Annotated in this window: 10 protein-coding genes; 8 read left to right on the top strand and 2 right to left on the bottom strand. The window is 35.6% G+C overall.

Annotated elements, in window-relative coordinates; genetic code table 11:
* Nucleotides 1-4: 4 nt before the first annotated feature.
* A complete protein-coding gene (miaB, locus tag OZP11_RS10350) occupies nucleotides 5-1,450 on the bottom strand; it encodes a tRNA (N6-isopentenyl adenosine(37)-C2)-methylthiotransferase MiaB (protein WP_281235125.1) in 1,446 nt (481 codons plus the stop codon).
* Between the two features lie 315 nt (nucleotides 1,451-1,765).
* On the opposite strand from miaB, the gene topA reads away from it, so the two are divergent.
* From topA to OZP11_RS10310, 8 genes are all read left to right on the top strand, one after another.
* Entirely contained in the window at nucleotides 1,766-4,300 is a 2,535-nt protein-coding gene (topA, locus tag OZP11_RS10345; protein WP_281235124.1) for a type I DNA topoisomerase, read from the top strand.
* Nucleotides 4,301-4,314: 14 nt separating this feature from the next.
* Complete coding sequence (locus tag OZP11_RS10340) at nucleotides 4,315-5,466, top strand: formimidoylglutamase (protein WP_281235123.1); 1,152 nt, start codon at nucleotides 4,315-4,317, stop codon at nucleotides 5,464-5,466.
* A 262-nt stretch (nucleotides 5,467-5,728) separates the two neighbouring features.
* A complete protein-coding gene (porK, locus tag OZP11_RS10335) occupies nucleotides 5,729-7,123 on the top strand; it encodes a T9SS ring complex lipoprotein PorK/GldK (RefSeq protein ID WP_281235122.1) in 1,395 nt (464 codons plus the stop codon).
* Nucleotides 7,124-7,203: 80 nt separating this feature from the next.
* On the top strand, nucleotides 7,204-7,851 hold the full coding sequence (gene porL, locus OZP11_RS10330; RefSeq protein ID WP_281235121.1) for a type IX secretion system motor protein PorL/GldL: 648 nt from the start codon (nucleotides 7,204-7,206) through the stop codon (nucleotides 7,849-7,851).
* Between the two features lie 52 nt (nucleotides 7,852-7,903).
* Entirely contained in the window at nucleotides 7,904-9,448 is a 1,545-nt protein-coding gene (porM, locus tag OZP11_RS10325) for a type IX secretion system motor protein PorM/GldM (protein WP_281235120.1), read from the top strand.
* Nucleotides 9,449-9,493: 45 nt separating this feature from the next.
* Nucleotides 9,494-10,483: a type IX secretion system ring subunit PorN/GldN gene (gene porN / locus OZP11_RS10320; RefSeq protein WP_281235119.1), complete on the top strand. Its 990-nt coding sequence runs from the start codon at nucleotides 9,494-9,496 to the stop codon at nucleotides 10,481-10,483.
* 187 nt (nucleotides 10,484-10,670) lie between these two features.
* Complete coding sequence (gene porN / locus OZP11_RS10315) at nucleotides 10,671-11,660, top strand: type IX secretion system ring subunit PorN/GldN (RefSeq protein ID WP_281235519.1); 990 nt, start codon at nucleotides 10,671-10,673, stop codon at nucleotides 11,658-11,660.
* Nucleotides 11,661-11,733: 73 nt separating this feature from the next.
* On the top strand, nucleotides 11,734-12,822 hold the full coding sequence (locus tag OZP11_RS10310) for an NAD(P)/FAD-dependent oxidoreductase (RefSeq protein ID WP_281235118.1): 1,089 nt from the start codon (nucleotides 11,734-11,736) through the stop codon (nucleotides 12,820-12,822).
* Here the strand turns inward: OZP11_RS10310 and OZP11_RS10305 are convergent.
* Complete coding sequence (locus OZP11_RS10305) at nucleotides 12,788-13,171, bottom strand: DUF983 domain-containing protein (protein WP_281235117.1); 384 nt, start codon at nucleotides 13,169-13,171, stop codon at nucleotides 12,788-12,790. The two genes, OZP11_RS10310 and OZP11_RS10305, sit on opposite strands and share 35 nt — an antisense overlap.
* Nucleotides 13,172-13,378: the final 207 nt, after the last annotated feature.

Here is a 13,378-nt window from a genome sequence, read left to right as displayed (position 1 = left end):
CTTTTTAGTTCATGCTGCTAAGCCCCACAGCTTCACCTTTTAAAGTTCCACTGGTGCAACTTGTAATTTTTACGTTTACGAAATCACCGATTTTATAATTCTCTTTCGGAAAAACTACTGTAATGCTTTGAGAGTTTCTTCCTGAGAATTCGTCTTTCGATTTTTTAGATACTTTTTCGACTAAAACTTCAACTGTTTTACCAACAAATTCTTCGCTTCTAAACCAGGCGTGTTTTTGTTGTAAATCAACAATTTCCTGTAATCTTCTGGCTTTGGTTTCTTCTTCGACATCATCTTCCATTTTTCTTCCTGCCAAAGTTCCCGGGCGTTCAGAATACGAATACATATAACCGAAATTATATTTTACATATTCCATTAAACTCATTGTATCCTGATGATCTTCTTCAGTTTCTGTTGGGAAACCGGCAATCATATCCTGCGAAATCGAAGCATCCGGAACAATTGCTCTGATTTTATCAATCAAAGCCATATATTCTTCACGAGAATGCAGACGATTCATTTCTTTTAAAATTCGGTTACTTCCGGATTGAACAGGTAAGTGAATATGTTTGCAGATATTAGGGTATTTCGCCATAACGTGCAGAATGCTTTCGTGCATATCCTGCGGATTAGAAGTCGAAAATCGGATACGCATTTTCGGGAAACCAACAGCAACCATTTCAAGCAGTTGATCAAAATCAACAGCTGTTGCTTTTTGCATTTCAGAAGCGTTTACGAAATCTTTTTTCAATCCCCCGCCGTACCAAAGGTAACTGTCAACGTTTTGTCCAAGAAGTGTGATTTCTTTAAAACCTTTGCTCCATAAATCCTGAATTTCAGCCATAATACTCTGCGGTTCACGGCTGCGTTCACGTCCTCGTGTAAAAGGTACGACACAAAACGTACACATATTATCGCATCCACGAGTGATTGAAACCAAAGCAGTAATTCCGTTACTCATTAAGCGAACAGGCGAAATATCGCCATACGTTTCCTCTTTCGATAAAATTACATTGATTGCGTCACGGCCTTCCTCAACTTCCGCCAATAAGTTCGGCAGATCTTTATAAGCATCGGGACCTACAACAAGATCAACTATTTTTTCCTCTTCCAGAAACTGGCTTTTCAAACGTTCTGCCATACAGCCTAAAACACCTACTTTCATTTTCGGATTGGTGCGTTTTACAGCATTGTATTTTTCGAGACGTTTGCGAATAGTCTGTTCCGCTTTGTCACGGATGGAGCAGGTGTTTACCAAAACCAAATCAGCTTCTTCTAAAACTGAAGTGGTATTGTATCCTCCATCGGACAAAATGGAAGCTACGACCTCGCTGTCCGAAAAATTCATCGCACAGCCGTAACTCTCTATAAATAGTTTTTTAGTATTCTCAGGTTTATTTTCCAAAACAAGACTTTCACCTTGTTTGCTTTCTTCGATAATCTTTTCCATTATAAAAATTCAAAGTGCAAAGATAGGGCAAAAAGCTCTAAATATGACAAGATGGCAGAAGGGAAATTTTAGATTTTAGATCGCGGATTAAATGTTTAGGAAAAAAAGCGCGGTTTTTTCGAGAAATTCTAAATTCTAAAATAAAAAGAGCATTCTCGGTCATAAACCATTAAAAATTGTACCTATATATATAATAGATGATATTACAGATAAATCTTCAATTTTAAGTTTCATAATATCAAAATACCTCAAAAATGCATTCATAAGGTTAATATTTAAAAAAAATAAATACTTTTGTTGCAGAAAATAAGAGCGATGGCAAAGAATTTAGTAATAGTGGAGTCACCTGCAAAGGCGAAAACGATCGAGAAATTTCTCGGGAGTGATTTTCAGGTGGAGTCGAGTTATGGTCACATAGCCGACTTACCTTCCAAGGAAATAGGAGTAGATGTTGAAAATGGTTTTAAACCTAAATATGAAGTTTCTCCTGATAAAAAATCCCTGGTAAGTAAACTTAAAACACTATCTAAGAATGCCGAAACGGTTTGGTTAGCAAGCGATGAGGACCGCGAGGGAGAGGCTATTTCATGGCACTTGGCGGAAGAATTAAAACTGGATACAAAAAAGACCAAACGTATTGTTTTTCATGAGATTACAAAATCTGCGATTCTTAGAGCAATTGATAATCCTAGAGAAATTGATTATAATTTAGTAAACGCACAACAGGCACGTCGTGTTCTGGATCGTTTAGTAGGTTACGAATTGTCTCCGGTTTTATGGAGAAAAATCAAAGGCGGACTTTCAGCAGGCCGTGTACAGTCGGTTTCTGTTCGTTTAATAGTTGAAAGAGAACGCGAAATTCAAAGTTTTAACGCAGTTGCAACGTACTCAATTGTTGCTGAATTTGTTAATGAAGGAGGTAAAACCTTCAAAGCAAAACTGCCTAAAAACTTCAATACTAAAAAAGAAGCCGAAGATTTCTTAAATCAAAACATCGGATCTAAATATAAGGTAGCCGATTTAGAAACTAAACCTACCAAAAAATCACCAACAGCTCCTTTTACAACTTCTACTTTGCAGCAGGAAGCAGCGAGAAAATTGTATCTGCCGGTTGGAATCACCATGCAGTTAGCACAGCGTTTATACGAAGCGGGACTTATTACGTATATGAGAACCGACTCTGTGAATCTTTCTAAAGACGCCATGGATGCAGCTGAGGCTGAAATTATAAAATCATACGGAAAAGAGTTTTCTAAACCGAGGTTTTTTGCCAATAAAAACAAAGGCGCACAAGAAGCGCACGAGGCAATTCGTCCGACGGATATGTCACGCCATTCAGTAAACATTGATCGTGATCAGGCTCGTTTGTACGATTTGATCTGGAAAAGAACACTGGCTTCGCAAATGAGCGATGCACAGCTTGAAAGAACAAACGTAAAAATTGAAGCAGATAATCATGATGAACTTTTTTCAGCATCAGGAGAAGTTTTACTTTTTGAAGGTTTCTTAAAAGTATACTTAGAAGGACACGATGATGATGAAGAAGAGCAGGAAGGAATGCTTCCGGCACTAAAAGTAAACGAAAAGCTTACTAATAACTATATTACAGCTACAGAACGATATTCAAGACCGCCGGCACGTTACACAGAGGCATCTTTAGTTAAAAAACTAGAGGAACTTGGAATTGGGCGTCCGTCTACTTATGCACCAACAATTTCGACTATTATCAACAGAAATTATGTTGAAAAAGGGACTCTTGAAGGGCATGAGCGTAATTACACACAACTTACTTTGCAAAATAGTAAAGTAGGTGAGAAGCTTTTAAAAGAAAATACAGGATCTGATAAAGGAAAACTTGTTCCAACAGATATCGGTACCATTGTAACGGATTTCTTAGTTAAGAATTTCGGGAATATATTAGATTATAATTTTACTGCAAAAGTAGAACAGGATTTCGATGAAATTGCCGAAGGTAATATCGACTGGGCTAAAATGATGCAGGAATTCTACAACCAGTTTCATCCTAATGTAAAAGAAGTTGAGGCAAATGCTGAACGTGAAAGCGGAGAAAGAATTCTGGGGAAAGATGCTGACGGAAGACAGGTTTCTGTTCGTTTAGGGAAATTTGGGCCGATGGCACAGATTGGAGAAGCAGACGATGAAGATAAAAAGTTTGCCAGTTTAATGGCAGATCAGAATATTGGAAATATTACACTTGAAGAAGCTTTGAATTTATTTTTGCTTCCTAAAAATTTAGGTACATATAAAGGAGAAGAAGTTGAAGTAAATAATGGTCGTTACGGCCCTTATGTACGTCACGGAAGTGTGTTTATTTCATTGCCGAGAGGTGAAGATCCTTTAGGGGTTTCAAAAGAAAGAGCTCAGGAACTGATTGATGAAAAAGCACTTGCCGATGCACCGATCGCAATGTATAAAGGAGAAGCCGTTCAAAAAGGAGTAGGTCGTTTTGGTCCTTTTATTAAATGGAATGGTCTTTTTGTAAATGTGAGTAAAAAGTACAATTTCGATAATTTATCTCAGGCAGATGTTGAAGAATTAATCGAAGATAAATTACAGAAGAATATCGATAAGGTTATTCATAACTGGGAAGAAGAAGGAATTGTAGTTGAAAAAGCACGCTGGGGACGTTCAGTAATTTTGAAAGGAAAAGTCAAAATTGAATTAAGTAAAGATGTGGATGCTTCAAAATTAACACTGGCTCAGGTTCAGGAAATGATCGAAGCAAAAGCACCGGCTAAAAAGGCTCCGGCTAAAAAAGCGGCAGCAAAAAAAACGACAGCAGCGAAAAAAGCTCCGGCTAAAAAGACAACAACAGCAAAGAAGAAATAATTTAAAAACAATAGATGGAATTTGATTTTTTAGAACCAGTAAACGACGTAATTGTAAAATATGTCCATTCACTGTCTTCTCAAGAGCTTGGCAGCAAAGTAGTCTTTCATACTCAAGATCAGTTTCCGGATATGGATAAAATTCATATTGCGATTGTAGGTGTTTTAGAAGACCGTCGTAATATAAATATGGTCAATGAAGTTAATCTTACTGCAGTCCGCAAGAAACTTTACGGAATGTTTCCAGGTAATTGGGATGCTTCAATTGCAGACTTAGGGGATATTCTTGCAGGTGATTCTGTAGAGGATACTTACTTTGCAGTTAAGAAGGTAACTTCTGCCTTAATCAAGAATAAAATCATTCCTATAGTTCTGGGAGGTTCTCAGGATCTTACGTACGCTTTGTATCGTGCTTATGACGATTTAGAGCAGATGGTTAACCTGGTTTCAGTAGATAATAAATTTGATTTTGGCAAAGAAAACGAAAGCGTTTCTGCTAATTCGTATCTTACTCAAATCATTATAGATGAACCAAATAATCTCTTTAATTATTGTAATATAGGATATCAGACTTATTATAATTCTCAGGAAGAGATTGATTTAATTGAGAAATTGTTTTTTGATGCCTATCGCTTAGGTGAGATTTCTAATAAAATTACGTTAGCAGAGCCTGTTTTTAGAGATGCTGATTTGGTAAGTATAGACTTAAATTCGGTAAAATCTTCAGCTTCAGGCAATATGATTTCCTTCGAGCCAAACGGATTTAACGGAAAAGAGATTTGTGCTTTAGCAAGATATGCCGGAATAAGCGACAAAGTCTCTTCTTTTGGCGTTTTTAATCACAACAGCACAGTGCAGGAAGCTCCTATTATTGCTCAGATTGTCTGGTATTTTATCGAAGGATATCACTATCGTTCTAAGGAATATCCGTTTGGAAGCAGAACCAATTATTTAAAATATATTGTACCGCTTGAAGAAGAAGAATTGGTGTTTTATAAAAGCGATAAAACAGAGAGATGGTGGATTGAGATCCCATACGAAACAAACGGCAGTAATAAATTGAAAAGAAATACGTTATTACCGTGTTCTTATGACGAATATTTGAGCGCCTGCAATCAGGAACTGCCCGAAAGATGGTGGAAAGCACAACGAAAAAATGCTTTGTAAGAAGAAAAAATGAAGGAATTTTTTCGTTTTGTACAATTAAAGAAATTAAGTTAAAATAATTAGTAAGATAAGGTTTATAAAGCATAAAAATTAATGTTTTACATCGATTTTTTTAATCAGTTTGTCGATGAAATATTTTTTTTTTATTTTATTTAACATTATTTTTGACCGGTAAAATAAATTTCGCAAGTAGTATTGTTTTTTAGATAAATAATAAATACGTTTACGGACTTTTAATAATGAATAGATAATCCAAATTTATATGAAGAAGTTTATTGCATTTGCAGCAATGTTAACACTAGTAATTGGCTGTGGTAAGTCAGGTGACAAAGGTGAATTAGTAGGTGTTACCGGAGGGAAATGGCATCCTGAAAAACCTTATGGAATGACTTTGGTTCCGGGCGGATCCTTTATTATGGGTAAATCTGATGCTGATTTAGCGAATGTCGAAGATGCTCCGACAAAATCAGTAACCGTTCGTTCTTTTTACATGGACGAAACTGAAATTACTAACAGTGAGTACCGTCAGTTTGTAGAATGGGTAAAAGATTCTACAATGAGAGTTCGTCTTGCTATTTTAGCTGATGAAACTGGTCAAAAAAGCACTGGTGGAAAAGGTAGTAAAGGCGGTAGTATCGCTGATTATGCATTTAATGATTCTGAGCCGGATAAAATGACCGCTTACGATAAATATATGTATGATAACTACTATAGTGTAGGGACAAAAGATGATCCGTATGCTGGTAGAAAATTGAATAAAAAAGTAAAATTAATTAGAGATACTAAAGCTTACCCGGATGAGTACTATGCTGAAGTAATGGACTCTATGTATTTACCAATTGAAGAATCATACAATGGTTTAAGAACAATTGATGTAAACAAATTAAAATTCCGTTATTCTTGGATGGACATCCAGGCTGCTGCAAAAGCTAAAGTTGGAAAAAGAAAAGACTTCGTTAAAACTGAACAAGTTAAAATTTATCCTGATACAACAGTATGGATTAAAGACTTCTCTTACTCATATAATGAACCAATGCATAATGACTATTTCTGGCACAAAGCTTACGGGGATTATCCTGTAGTGGGTGTAACATGGATACAGGCAAAAGCATTCTGTGCATGGAGAACTTTAAATAAAAACAGTTATATTAAATCTAAGAAAAAAGGACGTGATTTAGTAAACTCTTTCAGACTTCCAACAGAAGCAGAGTGGGAGTATGCTGCGAGAGGTGGTCTTGAGTCTGCAACTTTTCCATGGGGAGGTCCTTACACTAAGAGTGACAGAGGTTGTTTTATGGCAAACTTTAAGCCAAACAGAGGAGATTATGCAGCTGACGAAGCTTTGTATACTGTTGAAGCAAGATCTTACGAACCAAATGGTTACGGATTGTATAACATGGCAGGAAACGTTTCTGAGTGGACAGATTCAGCTTACAACCCAAATGCATACGAATACGTTTCTACAATGAACCCTAACGTTATTGACGGAAACAACCAAAGAAAAGTGGTTCGTGGTGGATCATGGAAAGATGTTGCTTACTTCTTACAAGTGAGTACTCGTGACCACGAATATGCTGATTCAGCAAGAAGTTACATTGGTTTCAGAACTGTACAAGATTACATGGGAACTCAGGTAACCGGAGGCGGAAGAAAATAATAATAATGAGTATAATTAATAGTTAATATACAAAAACCAAATCGAATCTATTTAAAATTAAAACCTAAAAAAAAATTATTATGGCATTATTAAGTAAAAAAGTTATGAATTTCGCTTATGGTATGGGAGCGGCAGTGGTAATCGTTGGAGCTTTATTCAAAATTACTCACTTTGAGATTGGACCATTGACAGGAACTGTAATGCTTTCTTTGGGTCTTTTGACTGAGGCGGCAATCTTCGCGTTATCTGCTTTTGAACCAGTTGAGGATGAGTTAGACTGGACTCTTGTTTACCCGGAATTAGCTAACGGACAAGCTAGAAAAAAAGCCGACAAAGTAGAGAGTACAACTGATGCCCAAGGTTTATTATCTCAAAAATTAGATGCAATGTTAAAAGAAGCTAAAGTTGACGGTGAGTTAATGGCAAGTTTAGGAAACAGCATCAAAAACTTCGAATCAGCTGCTAAAGGAATTGCTCCAACTGTAGATTCTATCGCTTCTACTAAAAAATACGGAGAAGAATTATCTCTTGCTGCTGCTCAAATGGAATCATTAAACAGTTTATATAAAGTACAATTAGAAAGTGCTTCAAGAAACGCTGAAGCTAACAAAGAAATCGCTGAAAACGCATCTAAATTAAAAGAACAAATGGCGTCTATGACTGCAAACATTGCTTCTTTGAACAATGTTTATGGTGGTATGCTTTCTGCAATGAGTAACAAAGGATAATTAGTTTTTAACTATTATAGTAGATTTATTAATAAGAACTAATTAGAAAAAAATGGCAGGAGGAAAATTAACCCCTAGACAGAAGATGATTAACCTGATGTATCTGGTTTTCATCGCGATGTTAGCAATGAACGTATCAAAAGAAGTTATTTCGGCTTTTGGTTTGATGAATGAAAAATTCGAAGCTGCAAATGCTACTTCGATTACAACAAACGAAGGTTTATTAACATCTTTAGATCAAAAAGCTGCTGAGGCAAAAGGAGAATTTGCTAAAGCTGCTGAAACAGCACACAAAGTTCAGGCAATCTCTAAAGAATTTTATGATTTTATTGCAGGCTTAAAAGCTCAGTCTATCAAAGGTTTCGAAGTTGAAAAAGAAACTGGAAAATTACCTTACGAGTCAATGGACAGAGGTGATAATATCGACGACTGGTTTACAGGAGACGGATATACAGCAAAAGGTAATAGTATTATCGCTGCAATCGAAAAATATAAATCAAACCTTAAAGCTGCTTTAGGAACAGATAAAAAATATGCAAGTATTATTTCTGAGGTTGAGAAAAAATTTGATGTTTCTGACGTAAAAAACAAAGAAGGTATAAAAGAAAAATACTTAGCTTACCACTTTAAAGGTTTCCCTGCAATTGCATCTGCTGCAAAACTTTCAACTTGGCAGAATGACGTTAAGAAAACTGAAGCTGACGTTTACAACAGTGCTTTAGGAAAAGCTGCGGTTGCTGCTGCATCTTACAGTAACTATCAGGCAATTGTGGTTTTAGATAAAAACGCTTATTTTCAAGGAGAAAAAGTAACTGGTAAAGTAGTTTTAGGTCGTTATGACGAAAACACTAAACCAGAAAGCGTTACAGGTGCGGTTTTAGATGCTGCTACAGGTCAGGCCAAAATTAATCTTACTGCAGGAAGTGTAGGAGAACAAAATATTAATGGACAATTTAATTTTATTGAAGATAATAAGAAAATTAATTTACCGTTTAAAGGAACGTATGTTGTAGTACCAAGACCAAATTCTGCTACAATTTCTGCAGATAAAATGAATGTAGTCTATAGAGGTGTTGTTAACCCAATCTCTATATCTTTCGCAGGTGTTGATGCTAATAAAATTAATGCAAGTGCTCCAGGATTATCATCTGCTGGCAAGCCTGGTAAATACAACATGAACCCTGGACAAGGTACAGAAGCTACAATTTCTGTTACAGGAACATTGCCAAATGGTGATAAAGTTACAGATAAGAAAACATTCAGAATTAAAGGTATTCCTGGACCAACAGGAACAATCAGAGGTGAGATGGGAGTTGTTAAAGGTCCTAAATCTAACTTAGAGATTGCTACTATTGGTGCTAAATTACTTGATTTCGATTTCGAAGTTGGTTTAGATGTTGTTGGATTTAACATGAAAATAGCAGGACAGCCTACAGTTGTTGTTACTGGTAATAAAATGAATGCACAATGTAAATCAGTTCTTGCAAGAGCAGGTAAAGGAGATCAGGTTACTATTTCTGAAATTAAAACTAAACTTGTTGGAGCCGGAAGTTATTTATTACCAAGAACTGCTCCGGTAATTTACGAAATACAATAATAAAGTAGTTTAAAACTACACTCAATATCTTATAACGATACCACGATGAAAGTAAGAAATTTTTTAATAGCTGTTGTTACTATCGCTGGAGGTTTTGCTTCTAATGCGCAATCAAATTTGCTAAATGCGAAAACACCTGCTCAAATAGGACTTAAAACTCCTGCGCAGCTTATCTCAGATAACGATAAGCCATTAGCTTATGGCTATGTAGACGATAGAGATATTTTGATGGGAAAAACAACATGGGAAATTATTGATTTGAATGAAAAAATCAACTTTCCATTATACTTTCCTATAGATACAGCTAATATTGGTACAGACAGACGTTCTCTTTATGAAGTCCTGACGAAAGCTGTTAAGAAGGGTAAAATAACTGAAATTTACGCTGACAGCTATTTCAATACTAAAAAATCTATGAAAGACATCGAAGGATCATTATCTCGTATTGATACAACAGATGCTGGTAGAGAGCTTATCAACCAATACCCTGATGACTACAAATCACGTGTATTGAAGAAAAAAGTAGTTACAGGAACTGGTAAAAACAAAAAAGTAAACTACGTTGAGGAAACAGTAGGACCATCAAGAACAGTTCCGGCTGAGTATATCTTAAAACAAGATCTTACTTCGGCAGACGTGGCTCAGTATAAGATTAAAGGATACTGGTATTTTGACAAACGTCAGAGTGAGTTAAAATATCGTTTATTAGGAATCTGCCCTGTAACTCCGGACGTTTATACAATGAACAGTGACGAAAAGGATTATATCGAATTATTCTGGGTTTTCTTCCCAAATGCTCGTGAAGCGCTGCATGAAGCGAAAGCTTTTAACGACAGCAATTCTGCTCTTCCTATTTCATTCGATCAGATTTTAAATTCAAGACGTTTTAATGCTGTTGTCTACAAAGAAGAAAACTTGTACGGAGATCGTGAGATCAAAGATTACATGAAAGATAACGCACAAAATCAGTTATTAGAATCTGAAAGAGTAAAAGAAAAGATTCGTAACTTCGAACAAGATATGTGGAATTACTAAGTATTTGATACAGAACAAGAAAAACTCTTACTACATTTGTAGTAAGAGTTTTTTTTATATGGATAATTCACAACCGACTAATTTTTTTTAAAGCCAATAGAGATTTATACTTTATTTTATTCATGTAAGAAAAATAAAACAATATTTAATAATAACTTACGTTTAATTTCTTATAATTATTATCATGATGAAAATGAAGAAGATTTTACTAGCTATTGCTTCCTTTGCCGGAGTTTTTGCTTCTACTGCGCAATCCAATCTGCTTAACGCAAAAACACCTTCGGAAATAGGACTGAAAACCGTTGCCCAGATGATGTCAGATGACGATAAACCATTACCTTATGGTTATGTAGATGACAGGGATATACTAATGGGTAAAACAACTTGGGAAATTATTGATTTAGATGAGAAGATAAATTTTCCGTTGTATTTTCCGGTAGATACATCTAATATTGGTGCAGACAGACGCTCTCTTTATGATGTTTTAACAAAAGCCATCAGACAAGGCAGGATAACCGAGGTGTATACAGACAGTTACTTTAATACCAAGAAATCATTAAAAGATATCCAGGGATCTTTAACGCGTGTTGATACTACCGATGCAGGTCGTGAACTCATTAACCAATATCCGGATGATTTCAGATCACGTGTTATAAAGAAAAAAGTAGTAACCGGTACAGGTAAAAATAAAAAAGTAAATTATGTCGAAGAAACTGTTGGTCCTACGAGAACTGTTCCTGCGGAGTATATTTTAAAGCAAGATCTTACAGCAGCCGATGTGTCTCAGTATAAAGTAAAAGGCTACTGGTATTTTGATAAACGCCAGAGCGAATTAAAATACCGTATGCTTGGAATTTGTCCTGTGACTCCGGACGTTTATACCATGAACAGCGATGAAAAAGATTATATAGAATTGTTCTGGGTTTTCTTTCCCAATGCCCGGGAAGTACTTCATGAAGCAAAAGCTTTTAATGACAAAAACTCTGCGCTTCCTATCTCATTTGATCAGATCTTAAACTCAAGACGCTTTAACGCTATTATCTACAAAGAAGAAAATATGTATGGAGATCGTGAGATTAAAGATTACATGAAAGATAATGCTCAAAGTCAGCTGCTGGAATCTGAAAGAGTAAAAGAAAAGATTCGTAATTTCGAAGAAGATATGTGGAATTACTAGGCTTCTGGACCTATTATAAAAAAAACTCTCACTACCTTTGTAGTCAGAGTTTTTTTATTTTATACATTATATCATGCTTGATTATTTAATCATCGGATCCGGATTAGCCGGAATTTCATTTTCCGAAGTCGCTCTTAAAAACAACAAAACAATTTTAGTGATTGATGATAAGTCACAACACTCATCGAGAGTGGCGGGAGGTTTGTATAATCCGGTTATTTTAAAGCGTTTTAGTGAGGTTTGGAATGCGCAGGAACACTTGGTTCTGATGAAAGAATTTTATGATCGGGTTGAGGATAAATTACAGGAAAAATTCAATTTCAGAATGCCTGTTCTTAGAAAGTTCTTTTCTATCGAAGAACAAAATAACTGGTTTGCTGCTTCAGATAAAATAAATTTAGCACCTTTTTTATCTACAAAATTAATTACCCGAAAGTTTAACAGCATCGACTCGCCGCACGATTACGGAGAAGTTTTAAATACCGGTTATGTTGATTTGGCATTACTTTTAGATACCTATAAAGAATACCTGCTCGAAAATAATTTATTACGCGAAGAAACTTTTGATTACGATGCGATTGAGTTTCTTGAGTCCGGTGTTAAGTATAAGGATATTCAGGTAAAAAATATCATTTTTGCAGAAGGATTCGGAATGCTTAAAAATCCCTTTTTTAAGTATCTGCCTTTAGATGGCACAAAAGGCGAATTGTTTGTTATCAAAGCCCCGGATTTAAATCTTGATGTGGTTGTAAATACAAGTGTATTTATTCTGCCAATAGGAGATGATTTATTTAAGGTTGGTGCTACCTACAACTGGCATGACAAAACAGATGATCCTACAGAAGAAGGAAAACAGGAACTTTTGGCCCGTATCAAAGAAATTATAACCTGTGATTTTGAGATCGTGAAACATTTTGGAGGGGTTCGTCCTACTGTTGCAGACAGAAGACCGCTTATTGGAACTCATGAAGAATATAAATCCATACATCTGCTTAACGGTTTAGGAACAAGAGGCGTTATGCTTGGACCGGCTATGGCACAAGCATTATTTGATCATATCGAAAAAGGAATGCCCGTCGACCGCGAGGCCGATATTAGACGTTTTCACAAAAGATATTTGAAATCTATTACTTCTGGCCGACCTTTGGATCGTAAGAAATAAACATATTAATGTATAAATTTCTAGAAAGACGAAGTACAAACGGAAACAAAAGAATTAAGGTAATCACGATTGCAATAAAAGATTCTTCTATTGTAGATCCAAAAAATACAAATGATACGATAAAGGCAGCAATTCCTACTGCAACATTCAACCCGTAACTCACATACATTGCCCCATAAAAAAATGAGGGCTCTATTTGATATTTTAATCCGCAGTGGCTGCAGTGATCATTCATTTTGAGAACTTTGGCTAAATGAAGCGGATTTTTGTCTTCATACATGCTTTCTTTTTGGCATTTTGGACAGCTTCCTGTAAAGATACTATTGATTTTGGATCCTTTTTTAAACATTTGTATTAGATGTGTTTTGCAGTATTACGAACCCTTTAGTAAAAGTGTCTGAATTTACAGCTCGTAATGCCGGTTTTGATCATTTAAAAGAGGCTGTAAATATAGTGATAAAGTTTGTCTTTTCTGCTCAAATCAGTGATCTCTTTTGCGTTTTTGAAGCCATAAAATTTGTAGTCCTTTGTCGTTGAACAGCTTCACTATAAAATA

Origin of the sequence: Flavobacterium gelatinilyticum (assembly GCF_027111295.1) — a bacterium.
Taxonomy (GTDB): domain Bacteria; phylum Bacteroidota; class Bacteroidia; order Flavobacteriales; family Flavobacteriaceae; genus Flavobacterium; species Flavobacterium gelatinilyticum.
The sequence above is the reverse complement of the archived record's forward strand: the minus strand, read 5'-3'. Positions and strand labels throughout refer to the sequence as shown.

Excerpts from the sequence above, each read along its gene's own strand:
- miaB (WP_281235125.1), bottom strand. The coding sequence starts at position 1,450 with ATGGAAAAGATTATCGAAGAAAGCAAACAAGGTGAAAGTCTTGTTTTG.
- topA (WP_281235124.1), top strand. The coding sequence starts at position 1,766 with ATGGCAAAGAATTTAGTAATAGTGGAGTCACCTGCAAAGGCGAAAACG.
- OZP11_RS10340 (WP_281235123.1), top strand. The coding sequence starts at position 4,315 with ATGGAATTTGATTTTTTAGAACCAGTAAACGACGTAATTGTAAAATAT.
- porK (WP_281235122.1), top strand. The coding sequence starts at position 5,729 with ATGAAGAAGTTTATTGCATTTGCAGCAATGTTAACACTAGTAATTGGC.
- porL (WP_281235121.1), top strand. The coding sequence starts at position 7,204 with ATGGCATTATTAAGTAAAAAAGTTATGAATTTCGCTTATGGTATGGGA.
- porM (WP_281235120.1), top strand. The coding sequence starts at position 7,904 with ATGGCAGGAGGAAAATTAACCCCTAGACAGAAGATGATTAACCTGATG.
- porN (WP_281235119.1), top strand. The coding sequence starts at position 9,494 with ATGAAAGTAAGAAATTTTTTAATAGCTGTTGTTACTATCGCTGGAGGT.
- porN (WP_281235519.1), top strand. The coding sequence starts at position 10,671 with ATGAAAATGAAGAAGATTTTACTAGCTATTGCTTCCTTTGCCGGAGTT.
- OZP11_RS10310 (WP_281235118.1), top strand. The coding sequence starts at position 11,734 with ATGCTTGATTATTTAATCATCGGATCCGGATTAGCCGGAATTTCATTT.
- OZP11_RS10305 (WP_281235117.1), bottom strand. The coding sequence starts at position 13,171 with ATGTTTAAAAAAGGATCCAAAATCAATAGTATCTTTACAGGAAGCTGT.